Genomic DNA, 24,383 nt, shown 5'->3' with positions numbered 1-24,383 from the left:
ACCCCGTGTCCCCCCGCGCCCGGGCGGGGCGGCGGGGGTGCGCCCGGCGCGTCCGAGCCGGTCCCCGCGGTGTGCGATCCGGCAGGGCCGGACCGCGAACGCCACGGCCGGCGGGAGCCGGCAGCGCAGTACCCCGTTCGGAGCCGCCCCAGGGGTGTCGGCGGTTCGCCCGCCCGTGGGACCCCCGGCGGGCGAGGCCCCGCACATCAAGAGGTCCGTGGATCGAGCGGCCCGATCGAGCGGCCCAGGAGAACGGAAGGACGGAACGGATGGGAAGCCGGCCCGACCGCACCCCGGAGGGGACGGCGCCCGTCGCGGCGAGTCAGCCGCTGACGTTGGCCGCCATGCTCTTCGCCGTCTCGATGACCTTCATCGACCAGACGATCGTCTCGATCGCCGCACCCGACATCATTCGCGAGCTGGGCCTGTCGGCGGTCGGCATGCAGTGGGTGGTCAACGCCTACCTGCTGTCACTCGCCGCGTTCTTCGCCCTCGGCGGCCGGCTGGCCGACGTCCTCGGCCACAAGCGGATGATGCTGATCGGGACGCTCACCTTCGTGATCGCCTCCGCGCTGTGCGGCGCGGTGCCGTCCGGCGGCGCCGCCGAGGCCTGGCTGATCTGCTTCCGGGCGGTCCAGGGCCTCGGTGCCGCGCTGATGTTCCCGGCGGCGCTCGCGGTGGTGGTGGAGGTCTTCCCGGTGGAGCGGCGCGGCCGGGCGCTGGCGCTGTTCTTCGGAGTGGCGGGCGGTCTGACGGCGATCGGCCCGATCCTCGGCGGCTGGCTGACCAGCTGGACCTGGCGGGCGATCTTCTGGGTCAACGTCCCGGTGGCGGTCGTCGCGGTGGTGCTGACCGTGCTGGCCGGGATCCGCAACAGCCCCCGCCGCGAGCCGGTCGACTGGACGGGCGCCGTCCTGGTGGCCGTCGGGATGGGGCTGAGCGTGCTCGGCCTCCAGCAGGCGGCGGCCTGGGGCTGGGGCAGCTGGGCGACCTGGCTGTGCATCCTCAGCGGGCTGGTCGTCCTGGTGGTGTTCGGCGCGGTGGAGCTGCGCACCGAGCACCCGCTGATCAAGCTGCGGGTCTTCGCCGACCGGGCCTTCGCGGCGGACAACGCCGTGCTGTTCTTCGCGATGATCGCCTTCGTCCCGGTGTTCTTCTTCGCCTCCGTCTACGCCCAGGTGGCGCTGGACCAGTCACCGAACGAGGCGGGCCTGTACCTGCTGGTCTTCTTCGCCGGCTTCGCCCCCGGCTCGCAGATCGGCGGGCGGATGCTGGACCGGCGCGGCGCCCGCCCGCCGATGCTGCTGGGCACGGCCGTGTCCGCGGTCGGCTTCGCGCTCTGGGCGTCGAAGATCACCGACCTGTCGCTCGGCGCGCAGTGGCCGTACATCGTGCTGGCGGGTGCGGGCATCGGGCTGCTGCTGACGCCCGCCTCGACGGACGCCGTCAACCGCTCGATCGACGCCTCCTACGGCGAGGTCACCGGCATCACCCAGACGGTGCGCAACTACTCCGCGAGCCTGGGCCTGGCGGTGCTGGGCACCGTCCTGCTCCACAGCACCGCCAGGAACGTGCAGAGCACCCTGGAAGCCAACGGCGTCCCGGTGGACGCCGCGCACGGCGTCGCCGACACCGTCACCCAGGGCATCACCGGGCACGGCGCCGGCGGCCAGGCCCCCGGGGGCGTCGGGCCCGCGCTGCTGGACGCGATCCGGGAGGACTTCGCGGAGGCGAACGGGCCCGTGCTGTACGGCATGGCGGCCGCCCTCGCGGTCGCGTTCGGGTGCGCGCTGTTGCACCCCGGCACCCGGGTCACCGCCGACGCCGCTCCGGCCGTGGACGTCGCCGTCACCCGCGAGGGCGGCGGCCCCGCCTGAGCTCGCCGTCGCCGCTCGCCGTCGCCGCCCGCACGGCGAGCGGCTACGCGGCGAGCGGCTGCGCGTCGAACGGTTACGCGTTGAGCGGCGACCAGAGCCAGGCGCCGTTCACCCGGACGTACAGCCGCTTCGACGCGGTGTCCACGGCGAGCGTCCCGTCGGCCGGCGGCCGGGTGAAGGACGCGTCGCCGACCGGGCCCGCGACCAGGCGCAGCGGCGCGTTCGGCGCGTGCTTGGTCGGGAGCGTGCCGCCGGCCTGGCTGACGGTGGCGCCGGCCTGGGTGGTGTTCCCGTACGTGTTCTCGATCCGGAAGTCGCCCGAGCTGGAGCTCTCGTAGTACACGTGGTGGCCGGTCGGCCTGTATCCGTAGAGGCCGACCACGTCGCGCAGGACGGCGACCGTACCGGGGCCGGAGTAGAGGTCGACGCCGGAATTGACGGTCTCGACCGACCCGTTGGCGATCAGCACGTTCTCCAGGGCGCTGGCGATGCCGGCCCAGGCGATGATGTTCTGCGGGGTGGAGTAGCCGGGGGCGAAGTTGCCGGCGTAGGCGTAGATGTCACGGGCGTAGACGTGCTTGCAGGAGGCGTCGATCCGCAGGTGCGGTCCGCCCTGCATCTGGGAGGTCTCGAACTTGCAGTCCGTCAGGTAGATCCCGTTCGGGTTGTTGTGCGCGTACGGGCCCTGGGTGACCCACAGACCGCCGGTGCCGAACGCCTCGAACCGGCAGCCGGTGAAGTGGATCTGGTTGACGTTGTCCTCGCTGAAGCCCCAGCCCTGGACGGCGGAGCTGTTGCGCAGCCAGACGTTGGGCTGGGTGGTGCTGCCCGCCGGCCCGGTGCTCGACTCGACGACGAGGTTGTAGAAGCGGGAGTCCCAGCACTCCACGGCGTCGATGCAGAGGTCGTTGTTGGTGGTGATGTAGACGTCGCGGACGTAGGTGTTGTCGTTGTAGTACAGCTCCAGGACCAGGCCGGTCCGGTGGTTGCCGTTGAACCCCAGGTCCTCGATCGCGCAGTACCGCCGGTGGGTGGCCCCGCTCGCGTCGGCGCCGCCGCCGGACATCCGCAGCAGGATGCCGTCCGCGCCCTTGACCAGCATGGACGCCTTGCTGCCGGCGCCGACCAGGCGGATCCCGTTGCCGCCGACGGTCAGTGCCGGCGCCCCCGCCGCCGGGACGACCCGGTACTTCCCGATCGGGAAGTAGACCGTCCCGCCGCCGGCCGCGGCCGCCGCGTTGATCGCGGCCTGCACGGCGGCGGTGTCGTCGGCCGCGCCGTCGCCGACGGCGCCGTGACTCCGCACGTCGAACCAGTCCGGTGCGGTGTTCCCCGTGGTCGCCGCGCCGGCCGGGGTGGCGGTCGCCACCGCCGCCACACCCGTCAGCCCCGCGACGGCCCCGGCGAGCAGCGCCCGCCGCCGGGTCGTCGTCTCCGTCGAAGCCCCCGTGGCCCCCGTCGTGTTCACTCTGTTTCCCCCTGGCACCTCTGTCGATGGCGGCCTCCTGGGCCGACCCGGTCGCCCGCCAAGATCGCAGTGCGGGTGACGGCCGGTCAAGTCCTCCCGTGCGGAGCCGTGCGAGCCGGGGTGCCGACGGCGGTGGACCGACGGTGGCCCGGGCGGGGCGGCGCCGTCAGCGGTCGCCGCGGTGCCGGGGTGGCCGGCCTCGGCCACCCCGGACGAACGGTCAGCCGTCGCCACTGCCCGCCCGGCCGCGCTCGCGCAGCGAGATGCGGTTGCCGTCCGGGTCCACCGCCTCGATGCGGATGCCGAAGCCGTAGTCCTCCGGTTCCGGCTCGTCGAAGGTGACACCGCGCTCGCGGAACACCTTGAAGTCCGCCCGCAGGTCGTCCGATTCGAGGATGACCGGGCCGGGATTGCCGGCCGGCTCGACCGGCTGTCCGGCGGCCGCGGCGTGGGCCCACAGAATGATCTCCACCGGGCTGCCGGGGACGCCCACCGTGAGGAAGCGTCCACCGGGGTTCGGGAAGTCGATGCGCTTCTCCAGGCCGAGCTGCTCCGTGTAGAACCTCAACGCGCGGTCCTGATCGGTGACGTAGAGCGTGGTGTACATGATGTTCGTCAGCATCGTGTGGTCCTTCCATCGGTCGGGCTGTCCTGCTGCACTGACGGATGCCGACGGGAGAATGTGACGGACGGACGGTGGAACTTCTTCCGACGGACGGATTCGAGGGCTGTCGGGCCCCACCCACGGGCCGGCACCGGTGACGCCATCCAGCGGGCCGGACCGGCGCCCGCCCGGGTCGGGGCCGGGCCACCGCGACCGGCCTCAGGGGCGGGCGGCGGAGAGGACGGCCTCGGCGACGGAGGTGCGGGCGTAGAGCACCGAGCGGCCGGCCCGGTGGGCGCTGACCAGACCCGCGTCGCGCAGCGCGGTGAGGTACTGCGACACCCCGGCCGTGGACAGCCCGGTGCGGCGGGCGAGTTCGGTGGTGGAGGCCGGCGAGTCCAGCTCGGTCAGCAGCCTGGTCCGGGATCGGCCGAGGACGGCGGCGATGGCGTCCGTCCTCGGGGCCGGCCGGGACTCCCACAGCGCGCCGATCCCGCGTGCCGGGTAGGCGAGTTGCGGCGGTTCGGGTGGCGTCAGCCGGGTGAGCAGGTGCGGTCCGGTGAACGCCGAGGGGATCAGCAGCAGCCCGTCGCCGGCGCTCTGCCGGGACAGCGCCCGCCGCCGGGCGATCCGCAGCGCGTTGTCGTCCCAACTCGCCGAGGGGTGCAGTTCGTTGAGGAGGTGTCCGGTACCGTGCTCGGCGACCTGCCGGGCCCGGTGGAACACATCGGCGTCGAGCACGGCCCGGATCCGTGCCCAGTAGGGCGCGATCGCGAGCTCCCAGTACGCCTCGATCTCCTCCGTGACCCGGGCCAACCGGTCCCGAGGGGAGGCGTGCAGGGCCTGCAGTCGGGTGCCGAGCGGGCCCTGTTCGTCCGCCAGGCGTTCGAGGTCCTGGCGCACCCGGGAGGCGGGCGCGGCGCGGATCCCGGCCAGCTCCTGCGCCAGGGTGGGCGCCGGCCCGGCGGGTGCCGGATTGAGGAAGTCGGCGACGTAGCCCGAGCGCGGGACGAGCTCGGCGAGCCACCCCCGGTCGAGGCCGGCGGCGGCCACCCGCGGCCGTACCTGCTGGATCCACGGCTGGTGCACGGGGTGCGCGGCGCCGGAGGCGAGCAGCCGGTAGCTGGTGCCCACCTCCCACATCGGCGAGACGGCGAACCGCACCAGGGCCAGGTCGGTCGCCGAGAACGCCAGCTCTGCCGGCACACGGCCTCCTCAGGATTCGGACATCCCCTAATCATTGGCGGCCAGCATACGTCCCGGAGATCATCCGGGCATGACCTCAGAGACGACCGCCCCGGCCGCGGCGGGCAGTTGGAAGACCGGCGACCTGGAACTCACCCGGATCGGCTACGGCGCGATGCAGCTGGCGGGCCCGAAGGTCTGGGGGCCGCCCCGGGACCGGGAGGCCGCCCTCGCCGTCCTGCGCGCCGCCGTCGGGGCGGGCATCACGCACATCGACACCAGCGACTACTACGGCCCGCACGTGGTCAACGACCTGATCCGGGAGGCCCTGCACCCGTACCCCGACCACCTGTGCATCGCCACCAAGGTCGGCGCCCGCCGCACCCCCGACCGCGCCTGGCCCGCGGCGCTGTCGCGCGACGAGCTGGTCCGCGCCGTCCACGACAACCTCCGGCGGCTGGACGTGCCGGTGCTGGACCTGGTCAACCTGCGGATGACCGACACCCGGGCCGCCGCCGACCTCGTCGAGCCGTTCACCGTGCTCGCCGACCTGCGCGAGCAGGGCCTGATCCGGCACCTCGGGGTCAGCAACGTCAGCGCCGAGCAGGTGCGGGCCGCCCGGGAGATCGCCCCGGTGGTCTGCGTCCAGAACCACTACAACGTCGCCCTCCGCGAGGACGACGACCTCGTCGACCGGTGCGCCGAGCAGGGCATCGCCTACGTGCCGTACTACCCGCTGGGCGGCTTCCGCCCCCTGCAGCTCGACGCCCTGGACGACGTCGCCCGCGACCTGGGCGTCACCGCCCGACAGGTCGCGCTCGCCTGGCTGCTGCAGCGCTCCCCGAACATCCTGCTCATCCCCGGGACGTCCTCGGTCGCGCACCTGCGCGCGAACATCGCGGCGGCCGCCGTCGAGCTGCCCGCCCGGGCGCTGCGCACCCTCGACGCGGTCGCCACGCGCTGAGCCGCGGGCCGGGGCGGCCGATCGACCGCCCGGGGCGTCACCGGGCGGGCGCGACGTCCGCCAGGGCGGCGAGCAGGCGGGCGTGGACGGCGGCGGCGACCTCACGGGCGACCGGGTCCGGGTCGTCCAGCCGCTCGGCGATCAGCTCGGCGGCGGCCGCGACGACCGGCACCGGCAGCGAGGCCTCGCGCAGGTGCAGGAGCTGGGCGGCGGCCCGTTCGCTGGCGGTGGTGGCCCGGGACTGCGGGATCAGGGAGGTGAGGCCGCGGGGTTGCTGGTGTGCGCTGCTCATCCCGTCATTGTCCGGGTTCCGGCGCCGTCCCGACGCCACCCCGCCCGCCCGCCGGTGCACGCCTCCTGCCCGGCGGCCCGTGGGCGCGGCCGGTTCCACCATCTGGCCCCGTGGGCCCCGTACCGTTGCCCGTTTTCGGGGTCCGCGAGCCAGGATGGATGAATGGAGTGCTGGACGACCTAGGAGGCGGTATGAACGACCGACCCGATTCGATTCAGTGGCCCGGCGGGGTCACGCCGGATGCCCTGCTGCACACCGGCTCCGGCGGTGAGGTCACCGCCGAGGACCTGGTGCTGGCCTCCGGGCGGGACATCACCCCGGAGACCCTCGCGTGGGCGGAGCGCAAGCTGGCGGCGGAGGGCCCTGCCGCCCTCGAGAAGCTGCTTCCCTGAGCGTCCCGCTCCCGCGGACCGCTTCCGGGGCCGGTCGGATCGACGCCACCGCGGCGCCGGTCCGACCGGCCCCGTTCCCGCGCCGCCGACCCGCCCGGTCAGGGCGCCAGGGCCGCGGCGAGCAGGGGCGCGGTGGGGGAGTCGGCCGGGTGCTGGGTGAGCAGCAGCACCCCGGCCTCGGCCGCCGGCCGCAGCAGCGAGAACGTCAGCCGCAGCACGGCCTCCCCGCCCCGCGCGTCCACCACCTCGACCGTCGTCGGCCGGAAGTCCGCGACCGCGCGGCAGTGCCACCAGTGCGCGGCGTCCGGCCGCAGGGTGTGCAGCCGGCGCACGATCTCCGCGGACCTTGCGTCGTCGGGGACGTGGGCGGTGGCGGCGCGGAACTGCTCGTACAGGCCGCGCAGCAGCGCCTGGCCGCCCGGGCCGCTCCCGTCGGCGGGACCGGCCGTGATCCGGTGGTGTCCGGCCGCCCCGGCGGCCAGGTGCAGCAGCAGGTTGCGCTCCTCGGCCGGGGTGTCGTCCAGGGAGCCCCACAGGCTCCGGTGGGCCGCGTTGGCGGCGAGGACGTCGAAGCGCTCGTCCAGCACCAGTGCCGGGGTGCCGTGCCAGCTGTCGACGAGCGCCAGCGTGCCCGGGCCGGGTACGGCCGGTGCCCACTGCCCGGCGAGCGGGGGCGGTGGCAGGAACCCGGCCAGTGCCAGGGCGTGCCGGTGGGCGACGGGGTCCATCCGCAGCACCCGGCAGACGGCGTCGATGACCTGCCGCGAGGTGCTCACCCGGCCCTGCTCCAGCCAGGTGTACCAGGCGACGCTGACACCGGCCAGGGTGGCGACCTCCTCGCGGCGCAGCCCGGGGGAGCGGCGTCGGCCACCGGCGCCGAGGCCGACGTCCTGCGGGGCGATCAGCGCCCGCGCGGCGCGCAGATGGGCACCGAGCTCTCGGCGTAGCGACTCGTCCATGCGCTGATCCTATGAGTGCGACTCACCCCCATGAACGGTGGCCTGCCACCGCCCGCCGGGGCGCGCGAGGCTGACGGCATGACAGCAGAGCAGCAGGCGCCCCGGGTGTGGCGCCGGAACAACGACTCCTCCCACCTCGCCGAGCCCCGCGTCCTGATCCGGGTCTTCCTCGCACCGGACGGCCTGGACACCGCCGTCGCCTTCTACGAGCGCCTGCAGGCGGTGACGGCCGACGCCAGGTTCACCTTCGGCACCCTGCGGCTGGCGACCGTCGGCGCCTTCCTGCTCATCGCCGGCGGCGAGCAGGAGTTGGCGCCGTTCCGGTCCACCACCGGCACGCTGCTGGTGGACGACGTCCGCCCCTACTACGAGCGACTGCTCGCCGAGGGCGCGGAGATCGTCTTCCCGCTCCAGGAGGTGCCCACCGGTGCCGGTTTCAACGTCCGCCACCCCGACGGCACGGTGGTCGAGTACGTCCACCACCGCCCGACCGCGGCCGGTGACTGACCGGCCCCGCGCGGCGGGCCCGGGCCGGGTCCGCGACCCCGCCGGGCGACCGCCCCGAACGGGAGTTGCTATGCTCGGAAATGCCCTGTAATCGGCGCTTTGTTCTGTCCCGCCACCACCACGGGAGCAGGAATGACCGGCAGCCCCGAGCCCACCAGCCCCGAGCCCATCAGCCCCGAGGCCCGCCAGGCCCTCGAAGAAGAGCTCGCCCAGCTGCGCATCGAACGCGACGCGGTCACGGCGACCTTGAAAGGCACCGGTACCGATACCGCCGGCGACCTGGCCGACCAGGCCGACGAGCTGCAACGCGTCACCGAGGCCGCACGTCTGGAGGTCCGGATCGCCGCGGTCACCTCGCGACTGAGCGAAGCGGCCACCGCCACCGCCTCGCCCCCCGACGTCATCGGGGTGGGCAGCGACGTGACCCTGCGGTTCGCCGACGGTACCGAGGAGACGATCCAGATCGGCGAACTCGCCAACGAGTTGGAGCACACCCTGGCGACGTTCGACAGTCCGCTCGGCCATGCTCTGCTCGGTCATCGCACCGGTGATTCGGTCACCTACGACACACCGGCCGGCCCGACCACGGCGGTGGTCCTGGCCATCGGTGCACCGCCCGGTGGCGCCTGAGCGGGTCGGGCCGCGCCGCGTCCGAAGCCCCTGCGGGCCGCCGCCCGACCACGGCCCGTCGGTCGCCGACTCCCGCCGGCCGGGTCGGGGGTTCGCCGACCATGGGAGCGCGGACACCTGACGGAGGGCCACCACGCAATCGCGCTAGTGTGCGTGCGTGAGCCTTCATGTCGTTATGGGATTCGGGCCCGCCGGAGCGGCCACTGCCAGGCTGCTGGCCGGCCAGGGGCATTCGGTGCGGGTCGTCACCAGGTCGGGCCGGAGCCCGGAGCCGGGCATCGAGCACGTCGCGGCGGACGCGTCCGACAGCGGGCGGCTGATCGAGCTGTCGCAGGGTGCGGCCGCGATCCACAGCTGCGCCGCGCCGCCCTACCACCGCTGGGTGAGCGACTGGCCGCCGCTGGCCTCGTCGGCCTGCGCGGCGGCCGAGGCGAGCGGAGCCGTCCTGGTCATGCTCGGCAATCTCTACGGCTACGGCCCGGTGGAGGGCCCGATGACCGAGCAGCTGCCGCTCGCGGCCACCGGCCCCAAGGGCCGGGTGCGCGCCGCCCTGTGGGAGCAGGCGCGGCGACTGCACGAGCAGGGGCGCATCAAGGCGGTCGAGGTGCGCGCCTCGGACTTCTTCGGGCCCGGTGTGACCGCCGGCGGTCACCTGGCCGGGCGGGTCGTGCCGCGAGTGCTGCGCGGCAAGCCGGTCTCCACGCTGCGGGATCCCGACGTCCCGCACAGCTGGAGCTACCTCCCGGACGTGGCCAGGGCGCTGGTCGAGGTCGCGGGCGAGGAACGGGCCTGGGGCCGGGCCTGGCACGTACCGACGGCGCCCGCGCTGTCCAGCCGGGAGATGGTCGACCGCCTCGCCGCCCGGGCGGGAACGGGGCCGGTCGCGGTGCGCCCGCTCCCGCCGGCCGTGGTGGGGCTCGTGTCGCTCTTCTCCCCGCTGGTCCGCGAGCTGAAGGAGACCCGCTATCAGTTCGACCGTCCGTTCGTGATCGATTCGAGCGCCTACGAGGCCGAGTTCGCGGTACGGGCCACCCCCGTCGACGAGCAGATCGCGGCGACGGTGCGGTGGTGGCGCGAGCGGGGTGGCGCCACGGGCTGACGGCCGCCGCAGCACGGCGGGCGGAGCCCCGACGGCGGGTCGAACGCACCGTGACGGGGTGGGTCGCTCGGCAGGCGGCCAGGGGCCGGTGGACGTAGGTTTCGGGCATGACCAGTGACGAGACGACGATTCCGGCCGTGGGGGTCCGGGGGCTGGACGAGGTGTTCGAAGCGATCGAGGTGGCCAACCGGTCGCCGCAACCGTGGACCGGTTTCGAGCACGGCGTGCTCGGTGCCTACCGGTGGGCCGCCGGCGCCCAGCCCGGAGCCCCGGTGACCGCTGCCGCCCCGCTCGGGGCGGCCGGCGGACCGTGCCGCGCACAGCTTCTCGCCGAGTGCCAGGCGGCGGCCGTCCGGGTCAGCGCGGCGCTGCGGGACGATGCCGACGCCGCCTACGCCCTCGGCGCCTACCAGGCGCTCGCCTGGCTCTGCGGCCACGACGAGCACCGCCCCGGCCCTCGGCCGCAGTAGCCGCCCCGGGCCCTGAGGGCGGTGTCCTCGCCGGTCACCGCCGTCCGGAGGAGGGGCGCCCGCCCGTGTGACGGGCACCGCCGTTCCTCGGGACGGTTCAGTGCTTGAAGACGTCCTTGATCTTCTCTCCCGCCTGCTTGGCGTCGCCGCTCACCTGGTCGGCCTTGCCCTCGGCGGTCAGGCGCTCGTTGCCGACCGCCTTGCCGGCCGCCTCCTTGGCCTTCCCCTTCGCCTTCTCCGCGATGTTCTTGGCCTTGTCCTCGGCGCTCATGGTTGATCTCCTTCATGATCTTCAAAACCGTGACGTTCGAATTCATGACGTTCGAACCGTCCGCAGCCGTCCGGAGCGGACTTGTGTCGCGTCTGCCCCGATTCGGGGGCTTCATGCGGCGAGCGCGACCGTGGCCGTCCTGGGGAGGCCGGTCCCCGGGCGGCGGTCGGCCCCCGGCGCCGGGCGTCAGGGCCCCGGCTCCGGCGGCCGCGGGGCCTCGAAGCGGGCCAGGGCCTCCCGCGCCCGGCGCAGGACCGCCCCGGGGTCGGTGTTCGCGTCCACGGTCAGCCCGGGCTCGTCGGCCTGGAGCGGCTCCAGGGTGTCGTACTGCGACTGCAGGAGCCCGGGCGGCATGAAGTGCCCGGAGCGCCGGGCGATCCGGGCGTACGCGACCTCCTCGTCCAGGGCCAGGTACAGGAACCAGACGCCCGGCCCGGCGGCGCGCAGGACGTCGCGGTACTCCCGTTTGAGGGCCGAGCAGGACACGACGGCGCCCGCCCCGGTGCCGGCGGTGCGCCGGATCCAGCGGGCCAGGCTGCTCAGCCACGGCCCCCGCTCCTCGTCGGTCAGGGCGTGTCCGGCCGCCATCCTGGCGATGTTCGCCGCCGGGTGGAAGTCGTCCCCCTCCGCGAAGGGCACGTCGCGCTCCCGCGCGAGGAGCCGGCCCAGCGTGCTCTTGCCCGAGGCGGACACGCCCATGACCACGACGACGGTGGGTGCCGGTTCGGATCTCTCCACAGGGTCTCCCGGGTCACGCGGGTGCTGGACGGCCGTTCCAGGAGATCATGCGGGCGGCTTCCGGACCGCGCCGGGCGCCACCCGGCCGCGCGAGCCCCGCGGATTGCCGTCGCCGGTGATCGCTGTTGGGATCGCGGTATGAGCACCTCCAGCGCCGCGCCCGGCGGCCCCCGGGCCAGGATCCTGCTGCCCTACCCGCCCGAGCAGGTCGGCGGCCTGCCGCAGGCCGCCGTCACCGTGTGGGACGGGCGCTCCGCCGACCCGGCCCAGCGGGTGCTCGACGCGGTGGAGTTCTTCGTCGTCCCCTACGCCCGCACCTCGGCCGCCGTCCCGTTGTTGGCCCGGATGCCGAGGCTGCGCGTCGTGCAGAGCCTCTCGGCGGGCGTCGACGACCTGGTCCCCGCCGTGCCGCCCGGCGTGGTGCTGTGCAACGCGCGGGGCGTCCACGACGCGAGTACGGCCGAACTCGCCGTCACCCTGGTGCTCGCCTCGTTGCGGGGGGTGCCGGGCTTCGTCCGGGCGCAGGACGCCGGCCGCTGGGAGGGCGGCGCGTCCGCGTCGCTCGCCGACCGCACGGTGCTGCTGGTGGGCCACGGCTCGATCGGGGCGGCCGTCGAGGAGCGACTGGTGCCGTTCGAGTGCGAGGTGCTGCGGATCGCCCGCCGGGCCAGGACGGCTCCCCGCGGGCCGGTGCACGGGTTCGCCGACCTGCCGCACCTGCTGCCGCGCGCCGACGTGGTGGTGCTGACCGTGCCGCTCACCGACGGGACGAGGGGGCTGGTCGACGCCGGCTTCCTGGCCCGGATGAAGGACGGCGCCCTGCTGGTGAACGTCGCCCGCGGCGCGGTGGTGGACACCGGCGCCCTGCTCGCCGAACTGCGGGCCGGCCGGCTGGCCGCGGCACTCGACGTCACCGAGCCGGAGCCGTTGCCCGCCGACCACCCCCTCTGGCATGCCCCCAACACCCTGATCAGCCCTCACGCGGGCGGCAACAGCACCGCCTTCCTGCCCCGGGCGCTGCGCCTGATCCGCAGCCAGCTGGGGTGCTTCCTGGCCGGCGAGCCGCTGACCAACGTGGTGCCCCCGCGGGCCGCCTGAGCGGTGCCCGGTTGCGCCCTCCGGGGGATACCGCCGCCCCGAATGGCCGACGGGGGCGAGTTGTCCGCCCGGCCACCGGCCCGCGCCCACGAGTGTGGTTCCCCGGTGCCGACGTGCGGCGAGCGACGGGAGACAGTCATGGCAGCGCCTGTGGACGAGGACCGGCGGTCGGTGCCGCCGATCCTCCGGGGGCAGAAGGCCCTGGTGACCGGTGCGAACTCCGGGATCGGGAAGGCCACCGCGATCGGCCTGGGCCGGGCCGGCGCCGACGTGGTGGTGAACTACGTCTCCGGCGCCGAGGCCGCCGAGGAGGTGGTCGAGGAGATCAGGTCGTTCGGGGTGCGGGCCTACGCCCACGAGGCGGACGTCTCCCAGGAGGACCAGGTCGTCGCCATGGTCGCGCGGATGGTCGAGGAGTTCGGCACGATCGACGTCATGGTGGCCAACGCCGGGCTGCAACGGGACGCCGCTGTCACCGAGATGACCCTCGCCCAGTGGCAGAAGGTGCTGGACGTCAACCTCACCGGCCAGTTCCTGTGCGCCCGGGAGGCGGCGAAGGAGTTCGTCCGCCGCGGCGTGGTGCCCGAGGTGTCCCGCTCGGCCGGGAAGATCGTCTGCATGAGCTCGGTCCACCAGATCATCCCCTGGGCGGGCCACGTGAACTACGCCTCCTCCAAGGGCGGCGTCCTGATGCTGATGCAGACCCTGGCGCAGGAGCTCGCCCCTCAGGGGATCCGGGTGAACGCCGTCGCCCCCGGCGCGATCCGCACGCCCATCAACAAGTCCGCCTGGGACACCCCCGAGGCCGAGGCGGACCTCCTCAAGCTGATCCCGTACCGCCGGGTCGGCGATCCGGAGGACATCGCCAGGGCGGTGGCCGTCCTGGCCTCCGACCTGATGGACTACGTGGTCGGCGCCACCCTGTACGTCGACGGCGGGATGACCCTCTTCCCCGGCTTCGCCACCGGAGGCTGACCGCGCCGTGGACGATCGCACCGCGGAGAACCGCGGGGCCGACCGCCGGCCGGTGGCCCGCCACGGCCGCCGCGCGGCCCCGCGCGCGGCACGGGCCCCGCACCCATCACGGAGGCCCGCATGACCGCCGCCGCACACCTCCTGGCGAACGCCCCCGCGCAGCTGCTCCCGGCCCGGGAGCTGATGGCGTTCACCCTGGCCTCCCACATCACCCTGGTGCCGCTGGGCGTGGCGCTGCCCCTGATCACCCTGCTGATGCACTACCGGGGCCTGCGCCGCGCCGACCCGGTCGCGCTCCTGCTGGCCCGCCGGTGGTCCGCGGTGATGGCCGTCCAGTTCGCGGTCGGGATCGTCACCGGCACGGTGCTCTCCTTCGAGTTCGGGCTGCTCTGGCCCGGCATGATGGGCCGCTGGGGGGACGTCTTCGGACTCGGGTTCGGCGTGGAGGCCTGGGCGTTCTTCCTGGAGGCGATCCTGATCGCGATCTACCTGTACGGCTGGCGCCGGCTGAAGCCGTGGACGCACTTCTGGCTCGGCGTGCCGCTGCCGCTGGCGGCGCTGATGGGCGCGTTCGGCATCATCGCCGCGAACTCGTGGATGAACACCCCGCAGGGGTTCACCCTCGACGCGAGCGGCAGGCCCGTGAACGTCAGCGTCCAGCAGGCGATCTTCACCCCGATGTTCGGCCCGCAGTACTGGCACTTCGCCGTCGCGATGTTCCTGACGGCGGGCTACGTGGTGGCCGGCGTCTACGCGGTCGGCTGGCTGCGCGGCCGCCGCGACCGCTACCACCGCCTCGGCTTCACGGTGCCGTTCACCGTCGCGGCGATCCTCACCCCCGTCCAGTTCGTGCTCGGTGACAACATCGCGCGGCAGATCTTCCACAAGCAGCCGATCAAGTTCGCCGCCGCCGAGCTGGTCTGGGACACCGACACCCACGTACCCGAGTACCTCTTCGGCCGCCTCCAGGAGGACGGCAGCGTCAAGGGTGGTCTCAAGATCCCCCAACTCGACTCCATCCTGGCAGGGTTGAGCCCCGACACCCAGGTCACCGGGCTCAGCTCGGTACCGGCCGACGACCGCCCCACCGCGCTCCAGGCGACCATCGCGCACTGGGCCTTCGACATCATGGCGACCGTCGGCAGCGTCCTGATCCTGCTCGCCCTCTGGTACGCCTGGTGCTGGTGGCGCCGCCGTGACCTGCCGAGGTCGCGCTGGTTCTTCCGCTGCGCGGCCCTCGCCGGCGTCGCCAGCGTGGTGACGGTGGAGTGCGGCTGGATCACCACCGAGGTGGGCCGGCAGCCCTGGATCGTCTACGAGAACATGCGGGTCTCCGAGGCGGTCACCCCCACCGGCGCCGCCTCGCTGTGGACCATGTTCGGCATCGTCGTCACGGTCTACGTGCTCGTCTTCGGGGCGTTCCTCGCCGTGCTGCTGAAGATGCGCACCCGCTGGCGCCTCGCCGACTCCGGCACGGGGCCGGCGGCGGAGGAGGACCCGGAGGCCGGCACGCCGTACGGCCCGCGGTCGGCCGCCGCTGCGCCGGGCACCCGTCGAGCACCCGGGAGCGAGCTGTGACCGCGACCGTCGTCGCCTGGATCCTGCTGATCGCGATCGCCGCCTACGCGGGCGGCGGGGGCGTGGACTACGGCGCCGGGTTCTGGGACCTGCTGGCCGGCGGCGCCGAGCGCGGCGCCCGCCCGCGCCGGCTGATCGACCACGCCATGGCGCCGGTCTGGGAGGTCAACAACGTCTGGCTGATCTTCGTGTTCGTGGTGATGTGGACCGGCTTCCCGGTGTTCTTCCAGACCGTGTTCACCGCCCTGTGGCTCCCGCTCGCGCTGGCGGCCGTCGGCATGGTCCTGCGCGGCGCCGGGTTCGCGCTGCGCAAGCCCACCCGGCGCCTCGCCGAGCGCCGGGTCTACGGCGCCGTCTTCGCCGTCTCCTCGCTGCTCACGCCGTTCTTCCTGGGCGCCGCCGTCGGCGGGGTGGCCTCCGGCCGGGTCGCGCCGGGCACCACCGCCTCGGCCGACGCGTGGGCCAACACCACGTCGATCATGGCCGGACTGCTCGCCGTCGCGGTCACCGCCTTCCTCGGCGCGGTGTTCCTCACCGTGGACGCCCGCCGCTTCGGCGCCCACGACCTGGTCGGCTACTTCCGGCTCCGGGCCCGGATCGCCGCCGCCGGCCTGGTCGTCCTCGGCGTGATCGGCCTGACCGTGACCGACCCGCACGCCTCCTACGTCCACCACGGGCTCACCCACGGCGCCGGGCTCGCCCTCGTCATCGTCGCCGTGGTGGCGCTGGCGGCCTCGGCCTGGCTGGTCGCCGGCCCGGCCGCCGGGTGGGCCCGGTACACCTCGGTGGCCGCCGTGGTCCTGCTGGTCGGCGCCTGGGGCCTCGCCCAGCGGCCCTACCTGGTGCCCACCTCGCTGACCGTCCAGCAGGCCGCCGGGGCGAGCGCGCCGCTCCAGTGGATGCTGATCGTCGCGGGCGTGTCGCTCGTGCTGATCGGCCCGGCGCTGGTCGTGCTGTACCGCCTCGACACGCACGGCGTGCTGGAACCCCTCACCGACGAGGACGTCGCCGGATGACCCGTCCGCCGGGTGCCTTCCGCCCGGTCGGCCCGACCGGGCGGACGGCACCCGGGGAGCAGGCGCGATGACGGCGACGCAGATCACGGTGGGCCTCGGACTGATCATGGCCCTGGCCGTCGGCTCCCAGCTGCTGGCGAGCCTGCTGCGGGTACCGGCGATCCTCCTGCTGCTGCCGGCCGGGTTCACCGCGGGCGCGCTGACCGACGACGTCAACCCCGAGAAGCTGCTCGGCGCGGCGTTCTCCCCGCTGGTCTCGCTCGCCGTGGCGGTGATCCTCTACGACGCCGGGCTCGGGCTCGACCTGCGCCGGCTCAAGGGGCACACCCGCCGGGTCGTCGTCCGGCTGATCTGGCTCGGGGCGCTGATCACCTGGGCGTCGGCGGCGCTGCTCGCCGTCCCCGTCATCGGCATCCCGCTGAGCGCGGCCGTGATGCTGGGCGCCATCCTCGTGGTCAGCGGCCCGACCGTGGTCGGGCCGCTGCTCGGCTTCGTCCGCCCGAGCGAGCGCCTCCAGCGCGTCCTGGTCTGGGAGGGCACGCTGATCGACCCGCTCGGCGGCATCCTCGGGGCCCTGGTCTTCCACGCCGTGCTGGCCGGCGAGCAACAGGGCCTGGCCACCCAACTGGGCAGGTTCCTCGGCAGCACGGCGGTCGGCCTGGCCGGCGGCGCCGTCGGAGCGGCGCTGCTCCGGTGGCTGCTGCGCCACCTCGACCTCGGCGAGGTGCTCGGCACGACGGTGCAACTCGCCACCGTGGTCTCGGTGGCGGCGGCCTGCGACGCCTTCCGCGACGACACCGGCCTGATCGCCGCCGTCGTGATGGGCATGGCCCTGGCCAACCTGCCGGGACTGAACCTCTCGGCCCGCCGGCCCTTCTTCGAGACGCTGGTCTCGCTGACCATCGGCCTGCTGTTCGTCACCATCTCGGCCACCGTGACCCCGCACTCCCTGCGGCACCTGGTGCTGCCCACCCTCGGCCTGGTCGCCGTGCTCGTCCTGCTGGTCCGGCCCCTGGTGGCGCTGCTCTCCACCGCCCGCACCGAAATCCCTTACCCGGAGCGCTGGTTCATCGGCTGGATGGCACCGCGCGGGATCGTCGCCGCGGCCACCGCCTCCACTTTCTCGGCGGCCCTGGTCAACGCCGGGGTCGACGGCGCCCAGGACATCCTCCCGGCCACCTTCGTCGTGATCGTCGCCACCGTCATGGTCTACGGCCTGACCGCACTCCCGGTCGCCCGGTTCCTCGGGGTCCGCCGTTCGGCGCGCTCGCGGCCGCTGCTGGTCGGCGGCGACCCCTGGGTGGTGGAACTGGGCCGCGCCCTGCGCTCGGCGGGCCTGGACGTGCTCATGTGGGCCGGCCTCGACCGGGAGCGCCGGAGCATCACGGAGGCCGGTCTCGCGCTGGCCCCCGGCGCGTTGCTCGCCGCCGCCACCGGCGCCGGGGCGGAGCTGGAGGGCATCACCGACGTCCTGCTGCTGACCGACGAGGACGACTTCAACGCGCTCGCGGCGATGACCCTCAAGGAGACGGTCGAGGGCCCCGTCCACCGCCTGGAGCCGCCCACCCGCAGCCACGGCGTGGTCGCCCCGTACACGGACGGCGAGGCGCTGTTCGGGCCCGGGCTCAACCGGCCCGAGCTGGCCCGCCGGTACGCGGGCGGTGCCCGGATCATCACCCACCGGGTCGACGGCGCGATCCCGGCCGGGCACGACGTGCTGTTCCTGGTGCGGCCGGACGGGCGGCTCGCCGCCGTCACCGCGACCGCCGCCCCGACGCCGGGCGGCGGCGACATCGCCGTCCTGCTGACACCCTCGGTTGGGCCCGCGCCCGCGCCGTAGCCGGCCGCGCGGGCCGCTCAGCGGATTCGCTCGGCGATGTGGTCGCCGACGCGCAGCGCGTTGGCGATCGCGGTGAGGGACGGGTTCACCGCGCCGATGCTCGGGAAGAAGGCGGTGTCCACGACGTACAGGTTGTCGAGGTCGTGGGCCTTGCAGGTGACGTCCAGGGCCGAGGCGGCCGGGTCGGTGCCGAAGCGGACCGTACCGGCCTGGTGCGCGGTGGCACCGATCGGCATGCCCTTGTGCAGGTACAGGCTGTGCGGGAGGAGGTGGTGCGGATGCATGCCGAGCCCGCCCAGCATGCCCTGGAACTTGTGCCGCAGCCGCTTCAGCCCTTCGATGTTGTTCTTCTCGTCCAGCGCGAGGTGGATGTCGCCGTGGTCGTCCAGCGTCACGCGGTTCTCCGGCTGCGGGAGGTCCTCGCCGCACAGCCAGAAGTCGACCGCGTGGTGGGCGAGCACCTCGAAGGGCAGGTCGGGCGAGGCCAGGCCGGCCCAGCGGGGTGCCTCGCCCTGGATCTGTTCGGCGTCCGACTTGCCGAGCATCTGGACGCCGCCGAGCGGGAAGTCCCAGTCGTCGGCGCCGAGGTACCAGTCGTTGAAGGCCAGGGTCTTCTGGAACCGGGTGTCGTTCGGCTCCCTGGAAACGGCCATCAGCGCCAGGTTGTTGTGCCGCATGTAGTGCCGGCCGACCGTGTCGGAGCTGTTCGCCAGGCCGCGCGGGTGCCGGTCGTTCGCCGAACGCAGCAACAGCGCGGCGGAGTTCACCGCTCCGCAGGAGACCACCACGATGTCGCCGCGGAACCGCGCGGTCGAGCCGTCCGCCAGCTCCGCGACCACCCCGGTCACCGTGCGGCCGCTGTCGTCCGTCTCCAGCCGGCGGACGTTGGCGCCGGTGACCAGGCTGACGTTCTCGTGCTCCAGCGCCGGTTCGACGCAGATCACCTGGGAGTCCGCCTTGCCGCGGACCAGACAGGGGAAGCCGTCGACCCGGTCGCAGCGGATGCACACGCTGTCGTGGGTCGCCCGACCCTGCTCGTCCTGGGTGAGGTTCACCCCGATCGGCAGGTGGAAGGGGTGCAGCCCGTGCTTCTCCAGGTCGTCGCTCAGTTGCTGGATCCGGGGCGCGTGCTGCACCGGCGGGTGGGCGTACTGCGCGCTGACCGGGCCCTCGCCCGGGTCCTCGCCGTGCCGGCCGTGCACCAGGTAGAGGTGCTCGGCCTGGGTGTAGTAGGGCTCCAGGTCCTCGTAGCGGATCGGCCAGGCGGGGGAGACGCCGCCGTGGTGGCGCAACTCGCCGAAGTCCTCGGGGCGCAGGCGGAACAGTGCGGCGCCGTAGAACTTGGTGTTCCCGCCGACGTAGTAGTTGACCTCGGGCGGGAACTGCTCGCCGTTCTTGTCGTACCAGAACTCCGGGGCCCGGTACTTGCCCTTGACGAAGACCGCGGTGGACTCCCAGTTGTCCCGCTCCCGCGGGAGGTAGTCGCCGCGTTCCAGGATCAGGACGCGCTTGCCGGTCGGGGCGAGCCGGTGGGCGAGCGTGCCGCCGCCCGCCCCGGTGCCGATGACGATGACGTCGTAGTGCTGGTTCTCGGCCATGGAGGCCACCTCGGCTCGTGAGTCGGCGCGGCGGGCGCGCCCGCCGCGGGGTCGGTCAGAGGATCGCGATCGGGTTGACGGGCGAGCCGGTGGCCTGCGGAAGCCGCAGCGGCGCGACCACGCAGAGGAACGACCACCGGCCCAACTGCTCGCAGAGCGGCACCAGGTCCTCGAACTGGAGGTAGTCCAGGAGGTACAGCCCGAGGGCGTGCACGCCCAGGACGTGCACCGGGAAGTCCACCCCGTCGGTCACGCCGGGGGCGACGTCGTTGTTGCCGTCGCTGCCCAGGGCGGCCACCCGGCGATCGGCCAGCAGCTCCATCGCGGTCGGATGCAGTCCGGCCCGGGCCCGGGCGGCGTCCCAGGGACCGGACTCGGTCCGCCGGCGGCGGTGGCCGACCCGGACGAAGAGCAGGTCGCCCGCGCCGAACCGGACGCCCTGGTGCCGCTCGGCGGCGGCCAGCTCGTCGGCGTCGACGTGGTCGCCGGGTTCCAGCCACGGCACCCCGCGCAGCCGCGGGATGTCGAGCAGCACCCCCCGGCCGACGATCCCGTCGCGGACCAGGTCCACCGACAGCGCGGTCGCGCCCTCGGGGGTGAGGGTCGTGGCGGGGACGCCGCCGTACAGGGTGCCGTCGTAGACGACGTGGCAGAGCGCGTCGAGGTGGCTGTCGGCGTCGCCGTGCACGTTCATGCCGAAGTGGTCGGTGGCGAAACTGAGTCCGGGCCGGTCGACGGCGGCGCCGGGCGGGCCGGTGAGCCGGTGGCCCGCGGGCTGCGGGTTGTCGGCGCCGGCCGCGGTCTCCACCGGCGCGGCCATCGTCACCGTCCGGCCGGTGCGGACCTCGCCCGCCGCCGCGCGGACCCGGTCCGGGGTGATCGTCTCCGGGGCGCCGCGGGCGCCGCCCGGGGCCCGCTGCCGCAGGCGCCGGTAGAGGGCCAGGAACTCGCCCCGGCTCTGCCGTACCCGTGGACTGTGCGCCGTCGCACCCATCGCCATCGCTCCTCGGGCCGCCTCAGCCGCGCTGCCGGTCCAGGGCCTGGTCCAGGGTGCCGGCCGCCATGATGAGTGACAGGTGCGTGAACGCCTGCGGGAAGTTGCCGAGTTGCTCGCCGCTGGGCCCCACCTCCTCGGCGAACAGGCCGACGTGGTTGGCGTAGGTGTGCATCTTCTCGAAGGTGTACCGGGCGGGCCGCAGCCGGCCGGCCCGGGCCAGCGCGTCCACGTAGAGGAAGGTGCAGAGGCTGAAGGTGCCCTCCGAGCCGCGCAGGCCGTCGGGGGAAGCGGCCGGGTCGTAGCGGTAGACCAGGCTGTCGGACACCAGGGTGCGGTCCATCGCGTCCAGGGTGGTGAGCCAGGACGGGTCCCGGGGGGCCACGAACCCGACCCGGGGCATCAGCAGCAGCGAGGCGTCCAGGACGGCGTCCCCGCCGTAGTGCTGCACGTAGGCCTGCGCCTCCTCGTGCCAGCCGTGCTGCATGACCTGTTCCAGGATGGTGTCGCGGGTCCTCGTCCAGCGTTCGGTGTCGGCCGGGCGGCGGAAGTCGGAGGCCAGGCGCAGGCCCCGGTCGAAGGCCGCCCAGCACATCACCCGGCTGTAGGTGAAGTCCTGGCGGCCGCCGCGGGTCTCCCAGATGCCCTCGTCGGGCCGGTCCCACGAGTCGGCCAGCCAGTCCAGCATCCGCGTCAGCAGCTTCCAGCCCCGGTAGCCGGCCTGGATCGCCATCTCGCGGCCCTCCGACAGCGCGTACATCGCCTCGCCGTAGATGTCGAGCTGGAGCTGGTCGGCGGCCGCGTTGCCCAACCGCACCGGCGCGGAGCCGCGGTACCCCTCCAGGTGGCCGAGGATCTCCTCGGTCAGGATCGGCTCGCCGTCGACCCGGTACATGATCTGGAGCGGTTCGCGGCTCTTCGCGGCCCGCTCGGGCCCCTCGCGCACGCGGTCGCCGAGCCAGTGCATGAAGGCCGTGGCCTCCTCGACGAAGCCGAGGTCGAGCAGGGCGCGTACCGAGAGCGAGCCGTCGCGCACCCAGGTGTAGCGGTAGTCCCAGTTGCGCTCGCCGCCGACCTGTTCGGGCAGGCCCATGGTGGCCGCGGCCACCGGCGCGCCGGTGGGGGCGTACGTCAGCAGCTTGAGGGTGATGGCGGAGCGGTTGACCATGTCGGGCCAGCGGCCGCGGTAGTTGGATCCGTGCACCCAGCCTTGCCAGAACTCGGCGGATTCCCAAAGGAGTTGGGTGATCCCGTCGATGGTGGGAGGCGGTGGCGGCGGGCCGTCGGGCTCGCAGACGGTGAGGACGACGGCCGCCGCCTCCCCGACCTTCAGCGTGACCGAGCCCCGCAGGTCGTTGCCGTCCCGCTCCACCGGGAAGGTGCTCCGGACGTAGGCGCAGACGCCAGGGGCCCGGAAGACGGCGAGATCGGGCTGCAGGTCGAGGTCGTGGCCGGCCCGGGCGTAGTCGAACCGCGGGCGGCACTCCATGTCGTAGCGGACGGTGCCGCGCACGGTGCGTACGGTCCGCACGATGGTGTGCCGGTCGGTCGGGGCGCCGCGGGTGTGCGGCGGCATCCAGTCGATCACCTCGCCCACCCCGTCGGGGGACATGAACCGGGTGACCAGGAGCGCCGTGTCCGGGTAGTACAGCTGTTTGCAGGCCACGTCGGGGTCGTTAGGCGCGAGCAGGAAGTAGCCGCCGCGGTCGTGGTCGAGCAGGGCGGCGAAGATGCTCGGGGAGTCGAAGCGCGGTGCGGCGAACCAGTCCACGACGCCCCGCGAGGTCACCAGTGCGGCGGTCTGCAGGTCGCCGATCAGGCCGTGCTCGGCGATGGGCGGGTAGCGATCCATGGGAGTCCCCAGGTCGGAATGGTCCTTCACCTCACTATCGGCCAGGGCGGGCGGATGTGCCCGTCGCGACGGCGGGGGCGGCGGAGCGACGGCCCGCGGCAGCCGTGCGGCCGGTACGGAGCGTTGCCGCGAAGGAGCGGTCCGGATAGGGGATCCTGCCAGGGTCGGCGCCGATCGGGACGTCGGATCCCGTGGAGGTGCAAGGCTTGGACATGATCCACGTCCGGATGGTGAGCCCACCGGATCTCACCGACCGGATCGTCGCCCTGCTCGCCGGCGACCCCTCCGTCCTCAACCTGATCGTGCAACCCGGTGCGGCGCGCAACCCGGACGGCGACGCGATCGTCTGCGACGTGCTGACCGGCGCGGCGAACGACGTCCTGCGCGCGCTGCGCGCGGTGCACCTGGACAGCCGGGGCTCCATCGTCATCGAGCCGGTGGACATGGCCTTCGTCGGCGGCGGCGCCGAGGCCGGGGAACGCAGGCTCGGCGCGCTCACCCACGCACCCGTGTGGGAGGAGGTCGAGGCACGCATCCGTGCGGAGGGGACGTACGCGCCGAGCTTCTACCTCTACCTGGTCGTCGCCGGCCTGATCGGCGCGGTCGGGATCGTCACCAACTCCCAGATCCTGATCGTCGCCGCGATGGTCGTCGGCCCCGAGTACGGGGCGATCGTCGGTGTCGCGCTGGGCATCGACCAGCGTGACGGCCGGCGGATCCGGCGGGGGCTGTCCGCGCTGTGGGTGGGCTTCCTCCTCGCCATCGCCGTCACCTTTCTCTTCGGCCTGCTGATCCGCGGTTTCAGCCTCGAATCGGAGGCGTTCCGCCGGGGTGTGCGGCCGGTTTCCCAGCTGATCGACACTCCCGACTTCTTCTCCTTCGCCGTGGCGGGGCTGGCCGGTGTCGTCGGCATCGTCTCGCTCACCGAGGCGAGGACGAGTGCCCTGCTGGGCGTGTTCATCTCGGTCACCACGATTCCGGCGGCGGCGGACATCGCGGTGTCCGCCGCCTTCGCCAGCTGGAGTTCGGCCTGGGGCTCGCTCCTCCAACTGCTGGTCAACATCGTGGTGCTGATCGCGGTGGGCACCGGCACGCTCCGTCTGCAACGGGACATCTGGCGCCGGGTCGGCCGCCGCCGGGCCCGCGAGGTGGGGGCGTGAGGCGTCGGGGCGGGTGGTCCGGGTCGGCTCCCGGTCAGAGCGGATCGCCCGGCAGGCCGAGGTAGTCGTCCCGCAGGGCGGCGATCAGCGGGTGATCGTCCGGGAAGGCGACCTTGTCGACGGCCGCGATCGGCCGGACGCCGATCGCGGCGTTGGTGGCGAAGGCCGCGTCGAACCCGTCGAGGCCGGCCAGCGGCACCCGCTCCGTACGGTGCGGCCGCGCCCGGCGCAGCAGCTCCATCGTCGTGCCGGGCAGGTGGTCGGCGTCGGCCCAGACCACCCGGGAGCCGCGGACGAACCCGATGTTCCAGGTGCCGCCCTCGGAGACGGCCTGCCGCCCGTCGACGAAGAGCGCGTCGTCGAAGCCGGCCCGCTGGGCCTCGCGGCGGTGGTGCAGCGCGCCGAAGAGGCCGACGCTCTTGACCGCGGGCAGGTCGCGGACGTACGGGACGGAACGGACCCGTAGCGGGGGGAGGGCGAGGCCGCCGGCGGGGCGGGTGGTCACCAGCACCCGGGGTTCGGCGGCGGCCCCGAGGTGCCCGATGTCCAGCGCCGGGTCGAACACCGTCACCCGGATCATGGTGACCGCGTCGGCGGGCGCGGCCCGCCGCGCGTACGCCCGTACCCGCTCGGGGTCGAGGTCGGCGTCGAAGACCGCCCGGCAGTCGCGGACCAGTCGCGCCAGGTGCAGTGCGAGCCCGCGGACCCGGCCGGCCTCGACCCGCATCGTGGTGAAGTGCCCGAAGTTGGTGAGGGCCAGTGTCTGGAGCTCGTCCGCGTGCACCGGGACGCCGTTCAGTTCCGCCATGGGCCCAG

The 24,383-nt window shown here is 73.9% G+C and carries 24 protein-coding genes; 13 read left to right on the top strand and 11 right to left on the bottom strand.

Annotated elements, in window-relative coordinates; translation table 11 throughout:
* Window positions 1-269 precede the first annotated feature (269 nt).
* Window positions 270-1,877, top strand: a complete 1,608-nt coding sequence (locus tag ACFVYI_RS21195) for an MFS transporter (protein ID WP_387887762.1) — start codon at window positions 270-272, stop codon at window positions 1,875-1,877.
* A 73-nt stretch (window positions 1,878-1,950) separates the two neighbouring features.
* On the opposite strand, the gene ACFVYI_RS21190 is transcribed toward ACFVYI_RS21195, so the two are convergent.
* The 3 genes from ACFVYI_RS21190 to ACFVYI_RS21180 all read right to left on the bottom strand — a co-directional run bounded on the left by ACFVYI_RS21190 (window position 1,951) and on the right by ACFVYI_RS21180 (window position 5,155).
* Window positions 1,951-3,345, bottom strand: a complete 1,395-nt coding sequence (locus tag ACFVYI_RS21190) for a glycosyl hydrolase family 28-related protein (protein WP_387887759.1) — start codon at window positions 3,343-3,345, stop codon at window positions 1,951-1,953.
* A gap of 220 nt (window positions 3,346-3,565) precedes the next feature.
* Entirely contained in the window at window positions 3,566-3,967 is a 402-nt protein-coding gene (locus tag ACFVYI_RS21185) for a VOC family protein (RefSeq protein WP_387887757.1), read from the bottom strand.
* A gap of 201 nt (window positions 3,968-4,168) precedes the next feature.
* Window positions 4,169-5,155, bottom strand: coding sequence for a DUF5937 family protein (locus ACFVYI_RS21180; protein WP_387887755.1), 987 nt, complete (start codon window positions 5,153-5,155; stop codon window positions 4,169-4,171).
* Window positions 5,156-5,225: 70 nt separating this feature from the next.
* Here ACFVYI_RS21180 and ACFVYI_RS21175 point away from each other — a divergent pair, with 70 nt between their 5' ends.
* Complete coding sequence (locus ACFVYI_RS21175; RefSeq protein ID WP_387887753.1) at window positions 5,226-6,098, top strand: oxidoreductase; 873 nt, start codon at window positions 5,226-5,228, stop codon at window positions 6,096-6,098.
* A gap of 37 nt (window positions 6,099-6,135) precedes the next feature.
* Here the strand turns inward: ACFVYI_RS21175 and ACFVYI_RS21170 are convergent, their stop codons facing one another.
* Window positions 6,136-6,390, bottom strand: coding sequence for a hypothetical protein (locus tag ACFVYI_RS21170; RefSeq protein ID WP_387887750.1), 255 nt, complete (start codon window positions 6,388-6,390; stop codon window positions 6,136-6,138).
* Window positions 6,391-6,581: 191 nt separating this feature from the next.
* Here ACFVYI_RS21170 and ACFVYI_RS21165 point away from each other — a divergent pair, with 191 nt between their 5' ends.
* Window positions 6,582-6,782, top strand: coding sequence for a hypothetical protein (locus ACFVYI_RS21165; protein ID WP_360629181.1), 201 nt, complete (start codon window positions 6,582-6,584; stop codon window positions 6,780-6,782).
* A 98-nt stretch (window positions 6,783-6,880) separates the two neighbouring features.
* Here the strand turns inward: ACFVYI_RS21165 and ACFVYI_RS21160 are convergent, their stop codons facing one another.
* Complete coding sequence (locus ACFVYI_RS21160; RefSeq protein WP_387887747.1) at window positions 6,881-7,741, bottom strand: helix-turn-helix domain-containing protein; 861 nt, start codon at window positions 7,739-7,741, stop codon at window positions 6,881-6,883.
* Between the two features lie 78 nt (window positions 7,742-7,819).
* Between ACFVYI_RS21160 and ACFVYI_RS21155 the strand changes: the two genes are divergently transcribed.
* From ACFVYI_RS21155 to ACFVYI_RS21140, 4 genes are all read left to right on the top strand, one after another.
* On the top strand, window positions 7,820-8,248 hold the full coding sequence (locus ACFVYI_RS21155; RefSeq protein ID WP_387887744.1) for a VOC family protein: 429 nt from the start codon (window positions 7,820-7,822) through the stop codon (window positions 8,246-8,248).
* A gap of 132 nt (window positions 8,249-8,380) precedes the next feature.
* Window positions 8,381-8,878, top strand: coding sequence for a GreA/GreB family elongation factor (locus tag ACFVYI_RS21150; RefSeq protein WP_387887741.1), 498 nt, complete (start codon window positions 8,381-8,383; stop codon window positions 8,876-8,878).
* A 157-nt stretch (window positions 8,879-9,035) separates the two neighbouring features.
* The gene (locus ACFVYI_RS21145) at window positions 9,036-9,977 is read left to right on the top strand and encodes an NAD-dependent epimerase/dehydratase family protein (RefSeq protein WP_387887738.1); all 942 of its coding nucleotides are present in this window, start codon (window positions 9,036-9,038) and stop codon (window positions 9,975-9,977) included.
* Window positions 9,978-10,084: 107 nt separating this feature from the next.
* Window positions 10,085-10,447: a hypothetical protein gene (locus tag ACFVYI_RS21140; RefSeq protein ID WP_387887735.1), complete on the top strand. Its 363-nt coding sequence runs from the start codon at window positions 10,085-10,087 to the stop codon at window positions 10,445-10,447.
* A gap of 97 nt (window positions 10,448-10,544) precedes the next feature.
* Here the strand turns inward: ACFVYI_RS21140 and ACFVYI_RS21135 are convergent, their stop codons facing one another.
* Both ACFVYI_RS21135 and ACFVYI_RS21130 read right to left on the bottom strand, forming a co-directional pair.
* Complete coding sequence (locus ACFVYI_RS21135) at window positions 10,545-10,718, bottom strand: CsbD family protein (RefSeq protein WP_387887733.1); 174 nt, start codon at window positions 10,716-10,718, stop codon at window positions 10,545-10,547.
* Window positions 10,719-10,904: 186 nt separating this feature from the next.
* Window positions 10,905-11,417, bottom strand: coding sequence for a gluconokinase (locus ACFVYI_RS21130; RefSeq protein WP_387887765.1), 513 nt, complete (start codon window positions 11,415-11,417; stop codon window positions 10,905-10,907).
* A 177-nt stretch (window positions 11,418-11,594) separates the two neighbouring features.
* Between ACFVYI_RS21130 and ACFVYI_RS21125 the strand changes: the two genes are divergently transcribed.
* The 5 genes from ACFVYI_RS21125 to ACFVYI_RS21105 all read left to right on the top strand — a co-directional run bounded on the left by ACFVYI_RS21125 (window position 11,595) and on the right by ACFVYI_RS21105 (window position 17,963).
* The gene (locus ACFVYI_RS21125; RefSeq protein WP_387887730.1) at window positions 11,595-12,554 is read left to right on the top strand and encodes a 2-hydroxyacid dehydrogenase; all 960 of its coding nucleotides are present in this window, start codon (window positions 11,595-11,597) and stop codon (window positions 12,552-12,554) included.
* Between the two features lie 138 nt (window positions 12,555-12,692).
* Window positions 12,693-13,529 (top strand): SDR family oxidoreductase, encoded by an 837-nt coding sequence (locus ACFVYI_RS21120; RefSeq protein WP_387887728.1) that lies wholly within the window; start codon window positions 12,693-12,695, stop codon window positions 13,527-13,529.
* A gap of 120 nt (window positions 13,530-13,649) precedes the next feature.
* The gene (locus ACFVYI_RS21115) at window positions 13,650-15,107 is read left to right on the top strand and encodes a cytochrome ubiquinol oxidase subunit I (protein ID WP_387887726.1); all 1,458 of its coding nucleotides are present in this window, start codon (window positions 13,650-13,652) and stop codon (window positions 15,105-15,107) included.
* Entirely contained in the window at window positions 15,104-16,123 is a 1,020-nt protein-coding gene (locus ACFVYI_RS21110; RefSeq protein ID WP_387887723.1) for a cytochrome d ubiquinol oxidase subunit II, read from the top strand. The genes ACFVYI_RS21115 and ACFVYI_RS21110 overlap by 4 nt, the downstream gene beginning before the upstream one ends.
* A 67-nt stretch (window positions 16,124-16,190) precedes the next feature.
* Window positions 16,191-17,963 (top strand): cation:proton antiporter, encoded by a 1,773-nt coding sequence (locus ACFVYI_RS21105; protein WP_387887720.1) that lies wholly within the window; start codon window positions 16,191-16,193, stop codon window positions 17,961-17,963.
* A 17-nt stretch (window positions 17,964-17,980) separates the two neighbouring features.
* On the opposite strand, the gene ACFVYI_RS21100 is transcribed toward ACFVYI_RS21105, so the two are convergent.
* Genes ACFVYI_RS21100 through ACFVYI_RS21090 form a run of 3 tightly spaced genes read right to left on the bottom strand, consistent with a single transcriptional unit; the run spans window position 17,981 to window position 22,407 of the window.
* Window positions 17,981-19,561: a GMC oxidoreductase gene (locus tag ACFVYI_RS21100; protein ID WP_387887719.1), complete on the bottom strand. Its 1,581-nt coding sequence runs from the start codon at window positions 19,559-19,561 to the stop codon at window positions 17,981-17,983.
* A 55-nt stretch (window positions 19,562-19,616) separates the two neighbouring features.
* Complete coding sequence (locus ACFVYI_RS21095; RefSeq protein ID WP_387887717.1) at window positions 19,617-20,561, bottom strand: cyclase family protein; 945 nt, start codon at window positions 20,559-20,561, stop codon at window positions 19,617-19,619.
* A 16-nt stretch (window positions 20,562-20,577) separates the two neighbouring features.
* Complete coding sequence (locus tag ACFVYI_RS21090; RefSeq protein WP_387887714.1) at window positions 20,578-22,407, bottom strand: glycoside hydrolase family 15 protein; 1,830 nt, start codon at window positions 22,405-22,407, stop codon at window positions 20,578-20,580.
* A 206-nt stretch (window positions 22,408-22,613) separates the two neighbouring features.
* Between ACFVYI_RS21090 and ACFVYI_RS21085 the strand changes: the two genes are divergently transcribed.
* Window positions 22,614-23,567 carry a DUF389 domain-containing protein gene (locus tag ACFVYI_RS21085; protein ID WP_387887711.1) on the top strand — a complete coding sequence of 318 codons (954 nt, stop codon included), beginning with the start codon at window positions 22,614-22,616 and terminating at the stop codon, window positions 23,565-23,567.
* 34 nt (window positions 23,568-23,601) lie between these two features.
* Here ACFVYI_RS21085 and ACFVYI_RS21080 read toward each other — a convergent pair whose 3' ends face one another.
* A complete protein-coding gene (locus ACFVYI_RS21080; RefSeq protein ID WP_387887708.1) occupies window positions 23,602-24,375 on the bottom strand; it encodes an aminotransferase class IV in 774 nt (257 codons plus the stop codon).
* Window positions 24,376-24,383: the final 8 nt, after the last annotated feature.

The organism is Kitasatospora sp. NPDC058218 (assembly GCF_042882445.1).
Classification (GTDB): Bacteria; Actinomycetota; Actinomycetes; order Streptomycetales; family Streptomycetaceae; genus Kitasatospora.
The sequence above is the reverse complement of the archived record's forward strand: the minus strand, read 5'-3'. Positions and strand labels throughout refer to the sequence as shown.